Genomic DNA, 23,196 nt, shown 5'->3' with positions numbered 1-23,196 from the left:
TGTTGATAGGTGCTGGAGTTGTGTTTACCGCGTAAGCATGGATATTACTGCACAACCTGTTCTAAAACACTATGCCGCACAAGAGCTAAGTACTTTCCTTCCCCCTGGCTACTTAGCTCTTTTTAAGCAATGAAAAACACATTTTAGAAATCAACTTAATACAAGTAACTACCTACTCAGCGTGGGAGCTTTTTTGCTTAAAGCTAAATCTGACTTGCGTCTGTACGATTTATTCTAATGACGTGTATCACTGCTAGGTAGTGCTAATTTGAGGTCATTAACTCATGAATTTCAAACGCTCACTATTATTTACTCTATTTGTCTTGGGTTGTTTAGCGGCCAATGCTCAAGCGACGGGATCCATTGATAAAATTTTATTTGGTTCTTGCAGTCACCAAGATAAAGATATTCCGATTTTTGATGCCATTAACACAGAGCAATCGGACCTGTTCGTGTTCCTTGGCGATAATGTATATGGCGACACTGAAAATATGACTGAATTAGCCGCCAAGTATCAAAAGCTGGGAAATAAAGAGGGGTTTAGAACACTGCGCTCAACTACACCGACCATCGCTATTTGGGACGATCATGATTACGGAGAGAATGACGCAGGCAAAGAGTACCCATTCAAAGAGCAGTCTCGTCAGATCATGCTGGATTTTTGGCAAGAGCCGGAAAATAGTCCAAGGTGGACTCGACCGTCCGGCATTTATACTGCTTATATGTTTGGCGAGCAGCATCAAAGTGTGCAAGTGATCCTGCCTGATTTACGTTGGAATAGACCTGAACTTAATTCAATTGGTCATTTAAGCTACTGGGTTGGCAGTTTTTTTAACAATAAAGGACCTTATAGACCTGTTGATCACAAGGTCTCCATGTTAGGTGAAGCACAGTGGAAGTGGCTTGAGAAAGAACTTTTAAAGCCAGCAAAGGTTAAGATAATCGCTTCAAGCTTACAGCTCATTCCAGATTTCACAGGGTGGGAAAGCTGGGCAAATTTTCCAGCTGATCGGCAACGATTATTCGACTTTATTAAAAAGCATAAAATTGGCGGTGTCATAATGATCAGTGGTGACACGCATTGGGGAGAGTTATCTAGATACGATACTGAGCATGGTTATCCGCTTTGGGAGATCACGAGCTCAGGTTTGACACAAAAGTGGAAAGACGTGAGTCCTAATCGCCACCGAGTTGGCGCGTACACAGCGCAAGTTAATTATGGATTTATAGAAATTAATTGGCAGCAAGCTGACCCACATATTCAATTTGGGCTAAAAGATATTCAAGGCGATATCACGCACCTGCAAAGCATGCCGCTTTCTTCGCTGCAATTTAAATAGCTGGTGAATGGGAACCTAAAAGATGTCAGGATTTAAAAAATTATTAACGTTGTTTGTTGTTTTGCCTTTGAGCCTTTGTGGATGCAAACTGATTGAAAACAACGGGTACGATGAAACGATAACATTGCCACAAATCAAAAACGTTATCTTATTGATCGGGGATGGCATGGGCCCACAGCAAGTCGGTTTGCTGGAAGAATATGCGACTCGCGCTCCGCAGTCAGTTTATCAAGGTCAAAGAAGCGCTATCGCTAAACTTGCCAATCTAGGCGTGACAGGGTTATCTCTGCATGGTCCAGCTGATAAATTGGTGGTCGATTCTGCGTGTTCGGCAACCCAATTGGCGACAGGCGTGGCATCGGGGAGTGAGATGATAGGGCTAAATCGTGCGGGAGACAAAGTGCCGACTATTTTGCAACAAGCAAAAGCACTCGGTAAATCGACGGGGTTAGTTTCTGATACACGATTGACGCATGCAACACCAGCGGCTTTTGCGTCACATCAAATTCACCGCTCTTTAGAAAATGCCATCGCAGAGCAAATGGTACTAAGTGATTCAGTCGACGTCCTGTTATCTGGCGGACTACGTCATTTTATACCCAAAGCTTATATGTTGCCGGTGAAACCCACCGCTTTTGAGGCCAAGCTGGCAGCCAGTGACTTATCATTAAAGTCAAAACGACGAGATAGTAAAAACATTTTGCAACAAGCCGAAAACCAGGGTTATGAATTAGTGTTTAATCAAAGCCAACTTAAAGAGGCACAAAGCGACCGTCTATTGGGCTTGTTTGCTAATAGTGCGATGGTAGATGGCATTGAAGCGACTCATAAGCGCTATTTAGGGCAGCCTAGTTTACGTGACATGACGGAAGTGGCCATCAATAAGCTGTCAAAAAATCCACAAGGGTTCTTTTTAATGGTAGAAGGCGGCCAAATTGATTGGGCCGGTCATAACAATGATGCAGGTACCTTATTACATGAGATGCTAAAGTTCGATAGTGCTGTTGAAGCGGTTTTGCATTGGGCTAAAGACAGAGATGACACCGTCGTGATTGTAACCGCTGACCATGAAACGGGTGGATTTGGCTTTAGTTATAGTGGAGTGAACTTACCGCAAGCTGAGCAGCTCAATAATTTAAATCGCGATGTATATAAGCCAAACTATAATTTTGGGGAACTAGCGTTATTAGATAAGCTTTATTTGCAAAAGCGAAGCTATGCTGCGATGTGGAAAACTGCTAAGGCAGGTAAAGTTCACCCTGATGCAGAACTGTTAGTGCAAACGGTCAACCAAAACAGTGAATTCAAAATAGATAACACAGATGCTAAAGCTATTTTAGCGGAGCAGAAAAATGCGTTTTTCAAACGAGGGCATAAAAGCTTAGGCGTTAAAACTGCTGGTAAGATAAATGATTTTTCCCCTTTTTATGTTTATCTCAATGAGCGTCCATTAAATCTGATCGGTAGAGCGCTTTCTGCTAAACAAAATATTGTGTGGTCGACCGGAACGCACACGCATACACCGGTAGGTGTTTTCGTTTTAGGCCCGTCTCATGCCATTGAGCCGTTCAGTGGGCTTCATACTCATGTTGAGCTTGGCAAGAAAATGCAGCAATTTTTCACTGGGCAATAAATAAGGTCAGACTTTTTTTTGGATAATCATTTAACGAAAGAGAGATTAATTGGCCCCAATAAATGTTGGGGCTATGAAAGTTTAGCTGACAGTATTCATCTCGTGTGATTCATTGCGAGCGGGCAGGTTTCCTGATCTGTAATGCGCTTTAATCATTGAGGGAAACCTTTAGCAAAAATCTATTTTTCTTTTGTAGGACAAAATTTAACTTTTGAAGTTAAAATACCCACACATGAGCTGAGCAAATTAAAAAGGAAGTAAATTGAGTATACATGAACACAGTGAATTCTGGTCAAAGACATTTGAAGGTGAAGATTTCTCTACAGACGAATTCATATCCAAAGAGTTTGAAGGCTGTACTTTTATAGGCTGCAACTTGTCAGAAACGAGTTTTCGCAGCTGTAAATTTATTGATTGTGAGTTTATTAAGTGCAATTTAAGCCTTGTTAAGATGCACTATAGCCAGTTTTCCGACGTGATCTTTCGTGATTCTAAAGCAATTGGCATTGATTGGACTAAAGCGGCTTGGCCGAGATTAATGCTCAGCGCGCCAATTCAGTTTTACGATTGCATGTTAAACGACAGTTCTTTCTATGGCTTACAGTTACAAGGCTTTGTCATAGAGCGCTGTGTCGTGCGAGGCGTAGATTTCAGAGATGGAGATTTTGCAAGAGCAAGCTTTAAAGACAGTGAGTTTGCCGGATCGATGTTTTCTAGCACTAATTTGTCTGCCGCAGACTTTTCAAATGCCACTGGCTTCGATATCGATATATTTAGCAATACAATCAATAAAGCTAAATTTGACCGTTTTGAAGCGACTCGGTTGCTCAATTGTCTAGAAGTTGAACTGGTATAATTTTTTTTGGTCAACGGCCAAATCAAGGCCTCATCAATTAGCGCCACAGTGGAGTAAGGCCAGTTTGGAACATGCGGGCCGACCAGGTTGAGGTCACTTTTATTTTTTATGAAAAGGTATAACTGCGGTAAAAAAATACCGCAGTTTTTTGGAATGGTGGTATTAAGGCTATCGCACTTTAAACTGACCAATAGAGCTCGATAAAGCGTGCGCCTGCTCAGCGAGTTTATTCGCTTCAACAGAAGCTAATTGGGTATCATCATACGTAGATTTACTACTTTCCTCTATTTTTACAACCTCTAGTGCCATTTCTCTCGAAACGACAGACTGTTCTTCTGTCGCTGTTGCAATAGATTGAACCATGTCCGCAATACTCGTTGCGCTGTCTACAATTGCATATAGTGAGTTGCCTGCTTGTTGCGCTGAATGCATACACCCTGACACTTTATCCACACTACTTTGCATGGCATTCACAGCGTGTGTTGTCTTTTGCTGGATTGTTTGCACTGTCTCAACAATTTGATTCGTTGCCTGCGATGTGCGCTCAGCGAGTGTTCGTACTTCATCTGCAACGACAGAGAACCCTCGGCCTTGCTCACCAGCTCGCGCTGCTTCAATAGCTGCATTGAGTGCAAGTAGGTTGGTTTGTTCAGCAATACTACTGATAACACCCATAACTTCTTCAATTTGTGCACCCAGTTCACCTAGGTTGATAACTTGTTCAGAGGTTTTTTGCACCGCCTGTGAGGCATCATCAATTTCCGAAATAGTCTGATCGACAACTTTTCCGCCTCGTAATGCAAGTTCTTTTGCCTGACTGGCTTGTGTATTGGCATCTTGGCTTTGCCTTGCGACATCTGCGATACTGGTACTCATTTCTTCTATCGCTGTAGCAATTAATGTTGACTGCTCTGAGCTCGCTTGACTGCGTGTTGAAATACTGTCGTTTGAACGCGCAATTTCTTCAGATGCCACATTCACCAAGCCAGCTAGCTGTCCTATTTGTGAGATTAAGTTGTTTAAAGAACTTGTCATATCGTTAGACGCGTGTGCTAACTCATCAATTTCGTCTTTTCCTTTAGGCTCAAGTTTAGGCGTAGAAATGTCTCCATCAGCGGTGCGCTTGGATACGGTCAAGAGCGTGTTAAGCCTTTGATTAATTGAGTTGCTTAGTTTGTACGCAATCAACATACTTAGCAGTGCTGCAATGAATGTAGCGATAACAATGACGTTGCCCATAAATGACATACCTTCGGATAGGGTGGTTAACGCGCTTAAGCTATCGCTCTTTTCTTCGTCAGTAGAGCGATTTAAGATGGTTTTAAGTTCTTTAAAGTGGGTGCCCCTAAGCTGTCTAACTATCTGTTGTGCCTGTTCTGAAGCGCTTGGATCATATTGTTCAAAGACAGATTGGGCATCTTTGTATATAGCTTTAAACAACTGTTCAACTTCTGCCAAATCACGGATTTCTTGGTTTCTTTTCTCAAGCGGTCGTAATGCGTTTAAGTGGTTTTTAAACTGAATGGATGCCTGTTCAAACGAAGCCTTTTCATCCAGCTCTCCTGTAACGTATTCAGTCAAAGATGCGATCATCATTGCCTGAGTATTAAAGAGATCAAAGTAGAGTTTTACCCCAGGTAAATCATCAGCCAAAGTTTCTTGAAGATCACCAGATCTCATTGCGTCATCAAACTCTTCTTGTTTCAGTCGGTTGAGCAGTCTTGATAATTGAGCCGCCTGTTGATTTTCTAACTGGTCGACCATCGAAAATGCTGATTTTTGCATTGACGGTTTAAATACATTGAATACATGCGTGTTTACTTGGCTTTTAATAGCTTGAGATAAATCCGCAATTTTTTGCATTTTGTCTCTATCACTGATTGTCGCAGACTCAAGAGGTTTTAGGTCAGACAGTACTACATGAAATCGTTCATGTGCTTTGTGAAATTCGTGTTTACTACTTTCTTCACCTGCAAGATAGCTCAACAAGTTAGTCTCGATTTCCGCCAGTGTTGTATTTAACTGCATGTAGTAAATAACACCGGGCACATCATCTGTTTCTATTTCGGTTTGGGTATCAGTGAGAGTTTGAGATGTAGTCCATATAATGACACTGCTGATGAACATTAAACTTACGACAGAAGCAAATGATAGGTATAGTTTTTGGTAAAGCTTCAAATTGGAACCATCTAATTGGTGTATTTAGTGCAATTATAGACTTAATAATCAAGTATTTCATTACGATAAATGATTATATAAATTATTTCATCTAGTGGTTTTCTTAAATTTCAGTTTAAAATTTTGATTAAAATTGGAACGATTTTTTTCGTCATGATTGAGTGTATTTTATACGTATTCTTTGGAACGGTTTATTTTAAAATATCGAGGAATACTGCAATTAAGCTGCCTAAAAAATCACGAGTAAATGGATGTTGGGTTAATTTGATGTTGATTTCAGATTAAATTTTGATCTATCTTAGAGTTGCATATTAAAAAAGGAAAATTGTTATGATGCGAATTATTAAATTATCTTGTGTGTCTAGTGCCATATTATTATCTTGTTTTGCTAATGCTCAGAATGTGAGTGCTACTTTGCATTTTGCCCAGCAAATTCATAGTACTGATGGTGACGTACATGTTGAGCTGGAATTAACTAACCATGAAAACAAACCTGTTAATTTACTAAAGTGGGCGACTGCTGAAGAAGGGATTTCAGGAGATTTATTTACTGTTAAACGTGACGGAAAAGAGGTTAGTTACTTAGGTGCGCTTTATAAACGTAGAGCGCCTAATGAAAAAGATTATATTGAGATTTTACCAGGCGAGAGTATTAGCTATAAAGTGGAGCTGTCAGCATTGTATGATTTTTCTGCACCTGGCCAATATGAGATAAGCTACAATGCGGAGTCCGTGCATTTGTATCGAAATACTGATTTGCAGATTGCCACTAGCAAATCGATCCCACGCAAAGTAAATGAACTTAAATCTAATACTGCAGTAACTTGGTTAGATGGTGAAGTACAAGTATTTGAAAACGACCAATTGCACACCAATTCTGTGTTCGCAGCTACAAGTTATGCATCTTGCAGTAACAGCCAAAAGTCTACGATAAATTCTGCGTGGAGCAGTGCAAAAACGATGTCGGCAAATGCGACGAGCTACCTGACAGGCAGAAGCACAAGTCAACTAGAGAGTTCGGCGCGCTACACAACTTGGTTTGGTGATCCAACCGTAAGAGTCGGCTTTTTGTGGTTAACCAAAGCGCACGAGCGTGTTGAGGAGAACTTTACCGCGACCACCGATGCGATTAAAAATAAGCCTTTGTCATTTGACTGCAGTTGCACTAGCTCAGGTACCTATGCATACGTTTACCCTTCGCAGCCATATAAAATCTATTTTTGCGGCGCGTTTTGGGGTGCACCACGCACTGGCACAGACTCTCAAGCTGGTACCATTATTCATGAAGTCAGTCACTTTAACGCCGTTGCGGGCACTGATGACCATGCCTATGGACACAGCGGTGCAAAGCAGTTAGCATCATCAGATGTTAAAAAAGCAATCGAAAATGCTGACAGTTACGAATATTTTGCTGAAAATACCCCTTATCAAAATTAATCGTAATTGGTATCAACGGAGTAGGGTGCGCACCGTCGTGCCCTAGAATATATGAAAAAACAATGGATGTGCTTGATAGCGTCACTCTTTATAGCAGGGTGCAAGGATAAGACCCCAAATACAGATATAGATAGCAAGTTTGAGTGTGCTATCGCTTATGCGAGTACCTCCTTTCCAGATATGAATTACCCTGTTGAGTTTAGGTTTACTAACTTATCTGATAGCTCAGCGCGGGTATTAATATGGCATACGCCATTTGAGGGGTGGTGGAGTAAGTTTCTACTCGTTGAGCAAAATGGTAAGCGGCTCGATTATTTGGGGCCGATGGCCAAACGTTCTGCTGCAGATGAAGATGATTACGTTACCTTTTTACCTAAAGAAACAAAAGCAACGACGATAGATTTAGCACAGGTGTATGAGATTGATGTTGAGGCGCCGCTTAAAATCACTTATCAAAATAATTTAGTGCACCCAGATAAGCTAGAGGCATATTGCTCAGTAAACATAATGTCAAGGTGAGGCCATATAATAGTGATTAATACGTGCCTTATTGACGGTGGCTTTATAGTCTGTGCATAGTTTAAAGAATGTGTAAATTACAACCTAAGTGTACTTAAATTGAGCATTTAAAGTTATAGTCATTTTGTTTTGGTACCCAATATTGCTAATTCTGACATACAATGGCGCAGTTTTTTTATCAAGTGCTTATTATGTCTTTTAGAACGACCAAACCAATTCATCAGTTTATCAAAATAACAAATCTTGTACGCACTCTAGTGATGTGTGTTTTTTTTCTGCTATTGAATGGGTGCAGCAATACCCTCGATTTATTTCATGTCTATGTTGACCTTGATAATATTCGTCAATCAATAGAGCGCTCAGGAAACCCGGTAAATAATGAGATTCGCCTCCAAAACGCGGTTAAGTTATGTACCAAAGAGGAAGACAAAGCCTGTTTATCTGCAGCACATCAATATTATGGCCATCTATATCGTTCTCAAAGAGTCATCGCAGAGCAAGACTATTACTTAAAAAATGGCTTTTTAGAACCAAATGTCACTTATGAAAATAAATTCCATTACTCAGCCAAGCATTTTGAAAAAGCAATCAACTTTCTGGATAGCACAAAAGATTATGAAACCATTGCACTTCTTTATATTCAATTATCTTTAAGTTATTACTTAATTGCAGACGCTGCTAAAGAATGTGATGCACTGGATAAAAGCTTGGTATTTCACTTAAAAGCTTATCCGAATGATGATATATCAGTAGAAAAAGTGCCTTTGAGTTTTGAGCGACTGAGCGATTATATAGCACATCAAAAGCAAAGAGCAGGGTGTGAAAAATTAATTACCCAAGACTAAAGACTGCGTCGTTACTATCAAAGTTGGTACTATTGAGTGCCAATTATTGAATGGCTAACAGGGTCTTTCTGTAAGGGTAAATACAGCCCTTTCCAATGGCGCCAAATAACTTTGATGCTCAGTAGATAAAATCAAGGTATCAAATTATGCGTTTTGCTGCAGTGTCAGTAGGACCAAGGATAGTAGAGAAGTAATGAGTATAAAAACAACTTTATCAATAGTCGCGGTGGCTACAATATTAAGTGGTTGTGAAGCAACATATGACCAGGCTAAAGCTGATAAGGATATTTTCAACGCAGCTCGTCTGTTAAAAAAGGGCGTTACCCCAGGTCGAATTGATTATAATCTTAATCGGGTGATTGAGTATTGCAATCAAATTCAAAATAACGAATGTTTGGTTGTTGCCCATAAATACTATGGACACTTTTATGTATCGCCGTTGCTTACCAAGCATAAAAAGTTTTTTAGCCTCTGGGGCTTTCATGACCCCGGCGGAACTTATGAAAATAGATATCAACATGCGACTGAACACATTTTGAAAGCATTATCTTATAACGGATCTGAGGTCAATTATGACTTACAGACTCAGTTGTATATGAGTCTATCGACAGCATATTACGCTTTAGGTGAAAAGGACAAAGAGTGTGAAGCGTTGGCAAATGCATTACTTGCAAGAACCAAATTATACCCTGAAGGGAATGAGCCTATCGAGCATTTACCTTTTAATGTCAATCGAATGAGTGAATTTATAAAGCATGAACAAAAACGTGTTGGATGTGCTAAAGTTTTGCCTGTGAAATAATCACAGTCCGTTAATTTGACATCGTTTTTTATGGTCAAAAGAAAAAGGCCAACATGTGTTGGCCTTTGAATTACTAAATAGTCACGCTATTAGAAAGAGTAGCGGATACCAATTTTAGCCTGCCACGCAGATGCACCTTTGGTGATCTGAGAGTAGTTACGAACGTCTGAACCTTGGTAACGTGGATCGATAACCAGTTTACCGTCCTCTAAACCACCAAAATCATAAAGTTTTTGGTCGCTGTATCCAAGTCTCTTCTCAACACCCCAGTCACTGTTAAGCAGGTTCGCGAAGTTCTCAATCATGAAGTAAACTTCACCTTTGTGCTCTTTATAAATACCAGGGATTTCTTGTGTGAAGCTTACATCCATTGTAGTAACCCAAGGTTGAGTACCTGTGTTACGGTCAAGTAATTGGCCACGCTCAGAAATACCAGCTCTGTTAAGAAGTGCTTCTAACTCATTCCACGATAACTTAGATTCATTCCAATCTACGTTTGTGTCATCAGGACCTGTTGGAATATAAGCAAGGTAAGCTGAAGTTCTATCTAGACCGCGCGTATCACCAAAGTCACCATCATTGTATGAGCCCATTGTGTAGCTAAATGGACGGCCTGAGCGGCGCTCGAAGAACATGTTGAACTTCGATGCATAACCTTCGAAGAACTCAGTTTGGTAACGTAAGTTTAGCTTTAAGCTGTGTTCAACTTCATAGTGACCACGGCCAACTAAGTCTACGTTACGGCTGTGTGTAGTTGCATGCTTGTAGTTACCTTCAGCTTGTGAAGCGCTACCAGGTGCAATGTCTTCCACGTCTTGATGAGTATAACTTACTGATACATAGAGACCGTTCTCAAATTCTTTAGCAATTGCTGTTGAGAAGATGATTGAACGTGCATCAAGATCTGAGTTTGTCATCATGATGTCGTGGTTATCTTTACGTGCTGGGTCATCTGCATAAATGCTTTCATAGATAACACGGCCAGTGTCTGAACGAACAACTTCACCGTTTTCCATCATTGGGCGAATAGCCGTATTGTGCCAAACAGCTTCGTCTTGCTTGTTTTGGTATGCAAGTTCAGCAGACCATTTGAAGCCATCACCTAACAGCGCTGAATCGAATTCATATTCGAAACCAATCTGAGCACGGATGCTTGAAGGTAGTTTGAAGTTTGGATCTGTATAAGCGGTGTTACCTGCGCCTTGAGTCAGCGTTGTTTGAATACCCTCTGGCACTCGTGTGATATCAACTTGCTCTACATTAGCAAAGTAGGCATTGATGTCATCTTGATTTGCAACAACCTGCGTAATGCCATCTTTTTGGAATGGGTTGTTAAACCAAACGTTAGGGATACCACCTTGGAAGCGACCAATACCACCGTTAATGGTGAGTGCATCCGTTGCGTAGAACTTAAAGCCAATACGCGGAAGGATGATGTCTGCACCGTCTAAGTTTTCTTGGTTAGTGTAGCCATAGGTCTGAAGGAAGTTTTCGTTCAGGTTTGGCTCATCACCTGATGATAGACGTTCATATCGAACACCTGCTGTGATTTCTAAATCATCTGTTAGATAGAACTTATCTTCAACATAAAGTGCAAGTTGCTCGCGTGTTGCATCATACGCTAAATCATTTACATCGTTTGAATATGCATTCATGTATGAGAACTGATAGTCATCCCATCTGTTTTGGTAAAGCTTCTTGCTTTCAAAATCATCAAGACTTCCGAACTTCCAAGTACCTTTTGAGTTTTGACCAAATAGGTTGTAAAGACGCTTGCTTTCAAGTTGAGCACCAAAGTTGATCTCGTGATCGCCCATTAAGTATGTCGCATCGAATGTGAAAGCGTACGTTTCAGTCTCAGATACGTTGATGTGACGAATATCATCACGACCAAACTGGATAGACTCACCACGGTCGCTATTATTTAGATAAACTTCAATTTGACCTAGATCAGAATTTGTAAGGCTGTTGTTTGAAACATCTTTATAAGCAAAGCCAATTTCTGTTGAGAAGTCATCAGACCAATCTGAATATAGTTTTGTCGCGAAGTTGTTGAACTTCGTTACATATTGATAGCGGCTTGAAGCCATAGTGATGGTGTTACCACCCGTTGCATAACCTTTGTCACTTTCTTCGTCTTGCCACTGGTAAGTAAAGTCTGCACGGTGCAGATCACTGATGTTCCAGCTAAGTTTAACAAGTAGGCTGTCACTTGTATTCTCTGGATCACCACCAAGCTCGTCTTGAAGACCGTAAGTGTCGTTTAAGATGCTATTGAATCTATTGTAATCTTGCTCAGAAATATCAAATTCATGTGAAGTACCTGAACCATCAAAACCATAGTCCATTTCTCGCTCTTGTTTCCAAGAGGTGTAGTTCACGAAGAAAAATAGCTCGTCTTTGATGATTGCACCACCAGTGTTAAAGCCCATTCTTGCTTCTGTTTCAATCGGATCTGTGCTTGAAACTTCGAAAGTTTTGTGACCATCTTCGTCTAGAATGTTAGAGCCTGCATAGTGAATGATCTCACCGCTTTCGTCTTTAACATGCTCTTTATATTTAGCTTCTGAGATGTTATCAACTTTACCAGCTAGGCTAGGTGTACTTGTCTCGTAAAAACCAGAGAACGTAAACTCGTTAGAACCTGACTTAGTTACGGCGTTGATAGTACCACCACCGAAGTTGCCTTTTTTCGCTGAGAAAGGAGAGCTATCAACAGAAATTTGCTCAATTGCATCTAGTGCAACTGGTGGCTGAGCTGTTGGGTAACCACCAAAGTTCAAACCGAAGTCATCGTTTTGACCGATGCCATCAACCGTCAAGCCGTTTGTTCTAGGGTTATTACCAGCAATGGTTAATTCGCCGTTACCATTGATGCTCGCAAGTGGGTTAAGACGTGCAACGTCTTTGATATCGTTGTTAAAGCTAGGTACGTTATTAATGGTGTCTTCACCAAATACACTGCTTGAACCACCCGCTTGTTGTACTAGTTTATAACCGCTTACCTGAATCTTTTCGATTGTTTGTAGTGGCTCTAGCTGTGTTGCGATGCGATGCGTATCACCTAGTTTCAGTGAGATACCGTTTAGTTCTGCATCTGAATAGGTGTCAGAGTCAATAACTACTCGGTAAGGACCACCAACTCGAAGACCTTTTGCGATAAACGCACCTGAGTCATTGGTTGTGAATGTGTTAACTGTGCCTGTTGGCTCGTGAATCACCGTAACTTTAACGTTAGCGGCAGCGTCACCATTTGGAGTCGTAATCTTACCACGCATTGCAGATGACGTGTCAGCAGCGAATGCACTGGTTGACACACCAATAGCAAGTGCTAAGGCGCCGGCCACTTTCGATAAGCGAACGTTTTTCATTGTGTTGTTTCCCGTGTGTTTAGGTTGTTACAATTTTAAATTTACTAAACTAACTAACTGATTTTTATCTTTTAGTTAGTCAAATACTGCTTTCCTATCTTTGTTTTCAGACCAAAAAAAAGCGAGCTTCCGCAAGGAGGCTAACTTGGGTTTGGTGAGTTGAAGTTCAAGAGATAGGGTTACTGCTTATAGTTATACTTATACCCAAAAGTTGATTGACCTAGATGAACAGAGATCAGAAGAGAAAGCTGAACTACCAGTGAGCGCTTAAAACACGCATTGACGAAATTTGTAATTTTATTTTGTAACAACATTACGTACTGACTTACCACTTTCTAGTCTATCCGATCTTCTATTACAGGCTCACACACTGTTATTTAATAAAAATATTGAATTTACCGGACATTCATCCTGTGTATTCAACAACGTGTGCTTTAAAGTTCGCTCCCCTCGCTTAAGTCAGTAGTTTGAAAGTTACATACAAACTCCGCTAGAACAATATAGAGTAGAACTAATCACCCTTTGGTTTTGTGCAATTATGGGCGCGTATTATAACGCAGGCTTGATTAAGTTATCAAAGCAATTCTTCTATAAAAGAATAAAAAATACACAGGTTTTGTATATATATTTTAGTTGTTAAATACATGATTTTATGATTGGCTGTGGTTATGTACAGTATTTTGAGCGCTATGTAAGCATGACTGTTGGGAAGTAGTAAATTTGTCTTATATGTTTGTAAGTTATCATAATTATGTTTATTTTTGATATTGATCTTTGATTTTACACCTTTGAATATCCCAGGAATGACCAGCACACTATTTCTTTTACACCTTAAAATAACTTATCTTCATAGTTGTGAATAGTTGAAATTTGTTTGTTAACTTTTTTGTTTTTATTTATTGAATTTTTGAAGCAGATAAAATCACTTAGGTGTATTTTTAATTAAGGTTTTATAAACAAGCGGGGGATTTCCCCGCTTATTAACGTTTATAACGCTTATTTGTATGCGTAATTCAAAGTGACACCACTGTAGTTGCTATATCCGAACAAGCTGATATGCCAAGTGCCTGACGTTGGATTTGTAAAAGTACATTGTTCTTCGTTGCCATCTTTCCAAGGTCGGCAGGTGTAGTTATTGGCATCTGGTTGAGCATTATATCTAACGTATAGATCTGCATCACCAGTACCACCAGTAATGTTTAAGCTCATCTCTTTTACGCCTTGTGGGATATTCCAAGTATAATGCGTCCATCCGTTTTGCGTGCCTTGTAAGTTAGGTAATGAGCCATTTACTGGTGTAACATCTCCCGGATTACCTGGATCTCCACCGCCTTGACATCCATTAGCTGTTAAGTAGTCAGACGCACTTTTTGCTTGAGCAATACCATGGCCGTAGTAAATGTCATAACCTGCTGCACCTTTATCCTTGGCCGTTGCGTTAATAGCTGCACGTATTTCTTGGTTTGTACATTGTGTATGATGGCTCCAGACCAATGCTGCGACCCCAGCAACGTGCGGTGATGCCATCGAAGTACCACTTAAACTTCTATAGGTATTAGTTGGGTATGTTGAATTAACGTTTGAACCAGGACCTGATATTTCGACTTGGTCGTTATACTGTGAAAACGAAGAGCGAGATTCGTTCGATGTGACTGAAGCAACAGAAATTACAGAGTCATAAGAAGCTGGGTATGATTTAGAGCCATTACCATCATTACCGGCCGCCGCAACTAACATCATGCCGCCATTAACAAAGTTTTGCATGGCTGTATTTTCACTGCTCGAATAGTTACCGCCACCCAAACTCATATTCACAACATCAGAACCCGCATCTTTACATTGTTGAATTGCATTTATCAGGTTTGATGCATAAGTCCATTGACCGTTGTCGTCGAAAATCTTAACAATATGTAGGTCGACACCAGGGTATACACCAATGACACCTTGGTTATTGTTTTCAGCTGCAATGGTACCTGCCACATGTGTGCCATGGCCATTTCCGTCATTGTTCCAGCGGCCAACTGCGTTATTATTAGCAATACCAGTTACATTACCATAAGGTAAATCTGGATGGCCTAAGTTGTAACCTGTGTCGATAACACACACTTTTCTCGCTGACGTGTTAGTTTGAGACAACAAGTTACCTTGTACCATGTTTATGCCGTAAGGCGTACTTTGCGCATAAGGTGTGATGGCGTCGCGAGATGTAGTTTTTGCTAGGTAGCGTTTAGGATCGATTTCTATTGATTCGATAGATGACATATTACGCAGAGTCTTAAGGCTGAAATCGTCTAGCTCAGCTACCATGACTCGCTCTTCATTAATCGAAAAGAGCGGTTCAGCACCAGCAGTAAACAAATAATTTAGGGCTATGAAGTCGTTAAATGTTCTTTTCTCACCGAGTTTTTCTTTCTTAAACTTAACAATGTATCGGTTACTTTGAACTGTTTTAGTCTGTAACTTTTGATCTGACTCATAGCCTTCTAAAACGGGTTCACTTGCTATTGTTGGAAAACTAACAGCGGTTGCCATTAGGGTTGTGATTGCTGAAAGTTTAAATCGCTTGATACTCATGTTTTGCTCCTTCGTTGTTTAAGAGTTTGTTAGCTGACAAACACCAGAACTTATTCAGCCTTCTGCATTGAATCTTTTGACTCGAAAGCAGCAGGGTGTGTCTGCAATAAGTGGTATACATATCAGTAACAGTTTGTGTTCTTTTAAATAACATAATACTTGGAACGGTCTAATGGCAATATTATTCACGCATTTAAATGATAAACCTACGCTTGGTGTGGTTGTTTTTTGATCAGAAATTGTTGTTATATATGAATATATATTACAACTTGAAAAATATTAATATTGAACTTTTAGCATGATTTGTAGGTACAAACATCGCGTAGAGTGTAAAATTTGAAATGAGGTTGTGTTCTATCTGCGCTTATTCAATGTAAAAATTGAAAGGTACGACTACTATTCTATGACATTTTGGCAAAAACAGGGTCAGATAACTAGCTTAACGTCAAGACACAAGCTTGCCCGCTTAGAATTAAGTGAACAGTCGTTTGGGGGTTTTATCCCAAATAATATGCTTCATTTGATTCTTGGTGGTATTTTTGCATTTTTTATTGATAGAGGTATCACATACCGATGAAAACTCGTTTATTTCTCTTGTTTATACTGTTGATTGGATGGACCTTTAGTGTACATGCAACTATATCGCAATCGAACAAGGCGCTTAATGTTGATCGCTTATGGCAGTTACAGCGACTAGGTTCCCCTGTTGTTTCATCCGATGGCAATTTTATCGTTGCACCTGTGACTAAGTTTGATGTTGCAAAAGATAAAGGCGATACGCAATTATGGTTGTTTGATGCGCAAGGAAAACCTGCTAGAGCGTTAACATCTGCAAAGCTAAGGGCAAGTGAGCCTGTATTCTCGCCTGATTCAAGTCAATTGGCTTTTATCAGTAAGCGTGCCGATGATCAAACGGGTCAAATTTATATTTTGCCCCTAACTAAGCCTGGGGAAGCGAAAAAGTTGACGAATGTGCCAACCGGTGTCAAAGGCATTAAGTGGGTCGGTCAGCATCTTTATTTTATTAGTTCAGTGTGGCCAAAAAAAACATGGGTCGAAATGGAAGGCCTATTAAAAAAGCAGAAAGAGACGAAAGTGTCTGCGCGCCAATGGAACGCGCTGCCTTACTCTTCTTTTGACCATTTCATTAATGAAGACAGGCAAGCGCATGTTTTTCGTATCCCAGCTGGTGGCGGTCAAGTTGAACCTATCACTGAGCCTATGGGTAGACAGTTGGTTCGATCAAGTCAATCGGGGTTAAGTTATGACATTGACCCAAATGAGCAAAACATTGCGTTTAATTCAAATGGCTGGGAAAACCAAGTTCACACAAAGACGGATATCTTTATTGGTAAAATTGGTAGTAAACAAGTCGTAAATATTACGCCAGAGAATAATGCACCAGATTTTTCACCGAAATTTAATCAAAGCGGAAAAACATTAGCTTATTTAAGTCGCAGTATTTTAGGTTTTTATGCCGATACAGCGGTTATAAAACTCTATGACCTAAAAGGGAAAGAAACGAAAACACTGAATATTGATAAAGACCGTTCAGTTACAAACATCATATGGGCTGATAACGGCTGTGATTTTTACAGCTCGTTAGATGATGCGGGTACCAGACGAATTTACCATATCAATGGAAAAACAGGAAAAACACGCGCCATCACAAAAGATACAAATTTTGGCGCACCCAAATTATTGGGGTCACGCAAGTTGGTGACTACCAATGAGAGCTTTTTGTATCCGAAAAGATTGGTGGTGATCAATACGCGTAGTGGCAAATTTAATCGCATAGATAGTTTGAATGAAACAGTTATGGCTGAGGTTGAGCTAGGTACTTATGAGTCTGTGACTTACAAAGGTGCCGATGGACAAGACATACAAATGTGGGTTCATTACCCTCCTGGGTTCGATAACACTAAAAAATATCCATTGATGATGTTGATCCATGGTGGACCGCATAATGCAATTACTGACGGATTTCACTATCGTTGGAACGCGCAGACGTTTGCTTCGTGGGGATATGTAACCGCATGGCCTAATTTCCATGGTTCAAGTGGCTTTGGGCAAGCATTCGCGGACTCAATCAATCCTGATTGGCGAACTAAACCCTTAAAAGATGTGCTATTAGCGACAAAATGGTTTGAGCAAAAGTCTTGGATAGACTCTGAGCGTATGGTTGCGGCAGGGGCGAGCTATGGTGGCTTTTTAAGCGCCACGTTACTCGGTGATAAGCATAATTTTAAAGCATTCTTAATTCATGCCGCGGTGTACAACATGTATTCTCAAATGTCCGCTGACTTTGCTGTGCACTCACCTCGCTTTGGTGGTTATTGGGATCAGCCCGAAATTTATAAAACCATTTCTCCGCACTTTTATGCCGAAAACTTTGATACACCGACATTGATAGTTCATGGTCAGTTAGATTATCGCGTGCCTGTTGGTCAAGGTTTTGAGTTATTCAGAACATTGCAAACTAAAGGTGTGGAATCAAGAATGATTTATTTTCCTGATGAGAATCACTGGATAATGAAACCGAACAATTCAATCTACTGGTATAACGAGGTTGAAAAGTGGATGGCGCATTATGCTGTACCTGGTGCAAAGTAGTGGAAGTAAACCAAGATAAAGCAAAGGCAATTTTGTCGCTGGTAACAAGTTGAATCAATACACAACTTATTTTTTCAAAAAATTTGTCAAGGCGACATTGTATTCTTTATTTTAAAATCATTCTATAAATGGTTGATTTTAAAGTGGTTTATAGCCGGCGCACTCAAAGTTCAGTGACTAAAAAGCAATGTATTTAATAGCGCCTAAATCATATTAGGCGCTATTAATGTTTTCCAGCTGTTAATTAGTGGCCAGTTTCATATGAAGCATTGGCTGTATTTGTTTGTTCCCAAGTCCCGTCTTTGTATAAAATGATTGCCGATGCGTTATTGCTTCCAGAGTATGCTCTTATTGTAACGTTACAGCTTGTACCGCCACTACATCTAGCAACGCCACTCCACTGAACTTCTTTAATTGGTTTTGTAACATCTTTTAAATAAAAACGTCCGGTAGTAGAACTCCCGAAAGAGTAGTCAAAAGCCATGCAGTTTTTAGTACCATTTCCCCATGAGTTACCGTTACCTTTTGCGTATACGTCACATACAAGTTGAGCAGAAAAAGCTGAGCCTGCAAAGAAAGTACCTGCAATTAATGTAAGAGCCTTTAAAGTTGTTTTCATTTTAATTTCCTGTTTATTGATGTTTTTTGAAATACGCATTTATTCTGCGTGTTAACAAATTAGTAAATATTTTGACTGAGAGTCAAGGGGGAAATAGTGCGAGTTTTGATTTGTGGTTAAAGCTTTTTATTAGAACAATTCTGGGTATTGAGTTCTTTCATCTACGTGATTTTAAGGTGTGTTTTATGTTGTTGTGTTTGAAGTTATTGTTTTTTCTTCTTATTTAATTTATTGAAATTGCAACTATGTTATTTTGAGATGAACAGGGTGCTAGAATAGAGGTTCTATATCTAAAAAATCAATTCTATTACATTTTTAATCATCTAAAACTCTAATTTTTAAGGATATAAAACTGGCAATACGCCAAATTTAGCTACAATTACTTTGTTTTGTTAATGGTTGGTTTGTTTGGTTGGTGTCTTGCGTTGTTTTTTTGTTGTTAATTTGTTTCCTTGTGTTTTTGGCTTTAATTGCTAAAAATTTACTAGTGTGTTCGCTGTATATGAGTCAGCTGTTCTATATTTTTGTTGTAGGCTATATATCATTTTCTTTTTGAGTATGTTTCGCTTACTAAATAACATCTCATGTCTATGTTTCATTTATCAAAATTTCTGTATTGTTATAGGTTTTAGAGTTCAATTTGTTTGAATATTGATAAGTGGATGTTTGATTTTGTTTTCAAGTGAAAAGCTTAACTGTCCATGAAATACTTTACTACCTTCATCACAATTGCTTTTATAGCTGAGTTAATTTTGATGTTTGTTTTGACTTGCGGTGAAATCGCTTTTTAGAAAGTAAGTAATATAGTGAGGCATATAGCACAAGATTAAGCTTTGAACGTTTTGCATGCCTTTAATGGGCTATAGATATTTACAAAACGTATTTGTTAATTTCTGATGCATAGAGCAGACTAATCAAGAAATTCATAAGCTTGCTTTGCAACGTATATTGTTTACTACCATCGATTAATGTGAGCTTCTATATAAACCAACTTTTTTAACAAAGTATTGATGTTTAACCGCTGTTTCCAGCGGTGATTTTAATACTAACCTTTTCATCGATTAGCGTTGTGACATGGCTATGCGTTTTAGGCTTCATCTACTCTAGATTATTTTTGAGTATGCGAAACATATGCTGCAGTTGCATACATAATTGAATTAAGTCTTCACCAACACATTAATTGGAGAGTGGTGCGACTTTATGGTTACAATTTATTTCTTCTGCACACTTGATAAAGAGTTTCTGATAACTTAGTGGCTAAATATAAATAATAAGAAGATCTAAACTATGAGAAAAATAGCGTTAACTTCGATCGTTACATTATTATGTGGCTGTTCTGTTCAAATAAACGAATCAAATTTTATTGCTCAGGCTGAATCTGTTACGCCATACTCATCAGATTTTATTCACCAACTAAATGTGGCTACTCCTAATCACAATGTTAAGCATATAGCGATGCCAGCAGATCAAGGTGCTGTGACATTGCATGGTATACATTTGGACCGACTCCACACCAACAATACAATATTGTATATACCCGGTAATGGCATGAGCGTTGAAAATGCAGCACAGAAGGCGCTTCTCAATTTAGCAGAATACCATGCTGATATTGTTGTTTTTGATCGCAGAGGGTTAGGCGCAAGTAACGGAGCTTCTACAATTGCCAGTTTGATCGAAGACGCCCAATTGAGTTACGACTACATCAAGGAGCAACTGGACGCAGATAAAGTGATTGTACACGGCTTTTCTCTGGGGAGTTTTGTTGCTGCTCAAGTGGCACAGACAAGGCCAATTGATGGGTTGGTTATGCAAGGCTCAGCAACAAATGTTCAAGAGTGGATAGATAAAGCAATTCCTTGGTATAAAAAAGCATTGGTTGACGTTCAAGTAGATGAAGTATTTTTTACCGTTGATAATAAAGAAGTCGTGAGCAAGTCTTACCCAGGGCCTTTATTGGTAATTGGGGGTGGTGAAGATAAGCAAACGCCTGTTTCTTTGTCGCACGCATTGTTTTTGGCAAGCCAAAGTAGTGATAAGAAAATTGTGATATCTGATGAAGCAGGACATTATCAAATGTTTGACAATGAAATGGTTAGGAATACATATAAAGGCTTTATTGAAAAATTATTGTAGGGTTTTCATTAATCTGACTAATGAATACAAGCATGTTGTCGATGTGAAATGGTGATTTTCGTCGCGATAGCATGTTTGTATTTTAAAAAGTATATTTAATATCTTACTTATACCTGCAAGTAATTTTATATTAGGTTGTTAATTAAGTTTGGTGTACTATCAAATTGCTACACTTTAAAGTTTATTTAACATAATAAGTCATGTTGAAGGGTTAGTAAGCTAGATAGCAATGTTTTTTATGGTCAGTTTGGTCTTATTTTCTAGATTATTTAACTCATTCCGACTTGGTGATAGAAATCTATCTGACATTAAGGGCCGTGCTTAATTTACCGTTCTGAGCACTGGAGGGCTTTGTTAACTCTCGGCTTAACTCGATGCGCGCCACTCTACAATCGGTAGGTTGCAGTTGCTTATAATACATACAAAATTTTTGCTAAAAAGGGATGTTTCGTTTTATATCGTTTATGGGTGACAGGTTACAAAGCTGACATTACTCCCAATAATACATTGAAGCCATGCTCATAGTAAAAGCAATCGAGACTATGAACAAACTAGAGCTGCCTGATTGTTAGGGTTCAGCATAAATTGTTATACCTTCAAAGGGTGTACAGATCTAATCATCAAGACCGTAAAAAGTTAACATTCAATGTTAATGTGTAGAGTTGGTAGTACGTATTCTGGGCTACTTGTAAATTAGACGCATTGTCTAAATGTTGATTATATAGGGTAACAGCAAGAAAATTTTTATTTTTTGATTTTTAATTTAAACACCTAATCATGCATCTGTAATATCATGAATTTATACAGATATAAATCTAATACTTCTTCTCGATAGCTTAATTAGAAGCGGTTTTAAATCAAAACGGCTGCTTATTTGCAGCCGCTTTAATTTTCTATCAGAAAAGCAATTATTCAATAAAGGAAATGAGCTTTTCTGCAATTTGTGTATTGTTTTGAGAGCCTATGAAGTGTTCACGACCTTTACCGTGAGCAAATACTTGAACGTCAATCGCAGTATGACCCCCTGTGGTCCAGCCGGTATAACTGGCCTCATTAATCAATTCATTGATAGCCTTGTACAGCGCTTTGTCACTTTCAGCTTTGGCTTCTTTAAGCGCTTGCGCGACTTCAGATGTGTAAGCTAGACCAGTAAGGGCAGTCCAGTCTTGTTTGATATTTTTGCTTGCTTTGAGCTTTTTAGTGATGGTTTTCACTGACGCTTTAACATTAGCAACAACGTCTCGCTCCCATTTATAGTCACCGTCAGCACCCAGTGTTAATCCACCGGTAGAGTGATCTGCGGTGATAACTAACAGTGTATCTGGGTTGTTATCAACGTAGGCTTTTGCAAGCTCAATTGAGTGGGCGAAATCATCCATTTCTTTCATCGCACAAGCAATATCATTTGCGTGACCGCACCAATCTATCTGGCTGCCTTCTATCATAATAAAGAAGCCTTCTTTATTATTGTCTTTTTCAAGTAAAGAAAGCGCTTTGTCAGTCATTCGAGTAAGTCTAAGCGGGTGCTCGTCGATTGCATGGGCCATACCTCGCTCGGCAAACAAGCCGATTGCTGGGATGCGGTTGACTGCGTCAAGGTTGCTGAGGTTGTCAACATATTGATAGCCAGCTTGCTGGAATTCAGAGACGATATTTCGGTCTTCTCTTATAAAGTATTGCGTGCCACCACCTAGCATGAGGTCGACTGGAAGCTTACCCGCAATTTTAACGTCTACGTAATCGTTGGCGATTTCATCATAGTTACGACGTGATTCGTTATGTGCTGCAAAGCTTGCTGGCGTTGCATGGTTAATTTGGGACGTTGCAACAAGCGCCGTGGTCATGCCTTGTTCTTTGGCCATTTGCAGCATGGTTTTTAGTGGTTTCTTTTTTGTGTCTACTGCAATGGCGCCATTATAACTCTTTGTTGCGGTGCTCAGGGCGGTTGCACCAGCAGCACTGTCTGTCACAACCGTGTTATCGTCTGGGTATGTGTGCGCCATACCAACTAAAATTGAGTCAAATACTGTGGGCTCTACTACTTTTGTTGTTTTGTCATCTTTGTAGTATCGATACGCAGTTGTGTATGCTGGACCCATGCCGTCACCGATCATGTAAATGATATTTTTTGGTGCAGCGTACACTTGGCTTGTTGCCATCAGTGAAATTGCCGCTGCAACTGCCGAAATTTTGCGTGACATAGTTTTTCCTTTGAATTCCCGTGTTTGATTTAAACGCTACATGTCATAATTGAATTAATTATTTGCTTAGGCGTC

At 39.5% G+C, this 23,196-nt stretch carries 14 protein-coding genes; 9 read left to right on the top strand and 5 right to left on the bottom strand.

Annotated features, from left to right (window positions below; genetic code table 11):
• Positions 1–284 precede the first annotated feature (284 nt).
• The 3 genes from N473_RS19360 (at position 285) to N473_RS19350 (ending at position 3,829) form a co-directional block, all read left to right on the top strand.
• A complete protein-coding gene (locus tag N473_RS19360) occupies positions 285–1,340 on the top strand; it encodes an alkaline phosphatase D family protein (protein WP_063369339.1) in 1,056 nt (351 codons plus the stop codon).
• A 22-nt stretch (positions 1,341–1,362) separates the two neighbouring features.
• Positions 1,363–2,973 carry an alkaline phosphatase gene (locus N473_RS19355; RefSeq protein ID WP_063369338.1) on the top strand — a complete coding sequence of 537 codons (1,611 nt, stop codon included), beginning with the start codon at positions 1,363–1,365 and terminating at the stop codon, positions 2,971–2,973.
• A gap of 262 nt (positions 2,974–3,235) precedes the next feature.
• A complete protein-coding gene (locus N473_RS19350; RefSeq protein WP_063369337.1) occupies positions 3,236–3,829 on the top strand; it encodes a pentapeptide repeat-containing protein in 594 nt (197 codons plus the stop codon).
• Between the two features lie 168 nt (positions 3,830–3,997).
• On the opposite strand, the gene N473_RS19345 is transcribed toward N473_RS19350, so the two are convergent.
• A complete protein-coding gene (locus N473_RS19345) occupies positions 3,998–5,956 on the bottom strand; it encodes a methyl-accepting chemotaxis protein (RefSeq protein ID WP_155735669.1) in 1,959 nt (652 codons plus the stop codon).
• Positions 5,957–6,337: 381 nt separating this feature from the next.
• Here N473_RS19345 and N473_RS19340 point away from each other — a divergent pair, with 381 nt between their 5' ends.
• The 4 genes from N473_RS19340 to N473_RS19325 all read left to right on the top strand — a co-directional run bounded on the left by N473_RS19340 (position 6,338) and on the right by N473_RS19325 (position 9,610).
• Positions 6,338–7,444, top strand: a complete 1,107-nt coding sequence (locus N473_RS19340) for a M35 family metallo-endopeptidase (protein WP_063369335.1) — start codon at positions 6,338–6,340, stop codon at positions 7,442–7,444.
• 51 nt (positions 7,445–7,495) lie between these two features.
• On the top strand, positions 7,496–7,963 hold the full coding sequence (locus N473_RS19335) for a hypothetical protein (protein WP_063369334.1): 468 nt from the start codon (positions 7,496–7,498) through the stop codon (positions 7,961–7,963).
• Between the two features lie 191 nt (positions 7,964–8,154).
• Positions 8,155–8,808 carry a hypothetical protein gene (locus N473_RS19330; RefSeq protein WP_155735668.1) on the top strand — a complete coding sequence of 218 codons (654 nt, stop codon included), beginning with the start codon at positions 8,155–8,157 and terminating at the stop codon, positions 8,806–8,808.
• 193 nt (positions 8,809–9,001) lie between these two features.
• Positions 9,002–9,610 (top strand): hypothetical protein, encoded by a 609-nt coding sequence (locus N473_RS19325; RefSeq protein ID WP_063369332.1) that lies wholly within the window; start codon positions 9,002–9,004, stop codon positions 9,608–9,610.
• A gap of 89 nt (positions 9,611–9,699) precedes the next feature.
• Here N473_RS19325 and N473_RS19320 read toward each other — a convergent pair whose 3' ends face one another.
• The gene (locus N473_RS19320) at positions 9,700–12,981 is read right to left on the bottom strand and encodes a TonB-dependent receptor (RefSeq protein WP_063369331.1); all 3,282 of its coding nucleotides are present in this window, start codon (positions 12,979–12,981) and stop codon (positions 9,700–9,702) included.
• 996 nt (positions 12,982–13,977) lie between these two features.
• On the bottom strand, positions 13,978–15,555 hold the full coding sequence (locus tag N473_RS19310) for a S8 family serine peptidase (RefSeq protein WP_063369329.1): 1,578 nt from the start codon (positions 15,553–15,555) through the stop codon (positions 13,978–13,980).
• 573 nt (positions 15,556–16,128) lie between these two features.
• Between N473_RS19310 and N473_RS19305 the strand changes: the two genes are divergently transcribed.
• Positions 16,129–18,168 carry an alpha/beta hydrolase family protein gene (locus N473_RS19305; RefSeq protein ID WP_063369328.1) on the top strand — a complete coding sequence of 680 codons (2,040 nt, stop codon included), beginning with the start codon at positions 16,129–16,131 and terminating at the stop codon, positions 18,166–18,168.
• 244 nt (positions 18,169–18,412) lie between these two features.
• Here N473_RS19305 and N473_RS19300 read toward each other — a convergent pair whose 3' ends face one another.
• A complete protein-coding gene (locus tag N473_RS19300) occupies positions 18,413–18,826 on the bottom strand; it encodes a hypothetical protein (RefSeq protein WP_231099599.1) in 414 nt (137 codons plus the stop codon).
• Between the two features lie 1,248 nt (positions 18,827–20,074).
• Here N473_RS19300 and N473_RS19295 point away from each other — a divergent pair.
• On the top strand, positions 20,075–20,920 hold the full coding sequence (locus N473_RS19295; RefSeq protein WP_063369326.1) for an alpha/beta hydrolase: 846 nt from the start codon (positions 20,075–20,077) through the stop codon (positions 20,918–20,920).
• Between the two features lie 908 nt (positions 20,921–21,828).
• Here the strand turns inward: N473_RS19295 and N473_RS19290 are convergent.
• A complete protein-coding gene (locus tag N473_RS19290) occupies positions 21,829–23,121 on the bottom strand; it encodes an alkaline phosphatase (protein WP_063369325.1) in 1,293 nt (430 codons plus the stop codon).
• Positions 23,122–23,196 lie beyond the last annotated feature (75 nt).

It is taken from the genome of Pseudoalteromonas luteoviolacea CPMOR-1 (assembly GCF_001625685.1).
GTDB classification, from domain to species: Bacteria; Pseudomonadota; Gammaproteobacteria; order Enterobacterales; family Alteromonadaceae; genus Pseudoalteromonas; species Pseudoalteromonas luteoviolacea_K.
This window is presented reverse-complemented; position numbering and strand designations above follow the sequence as displayed.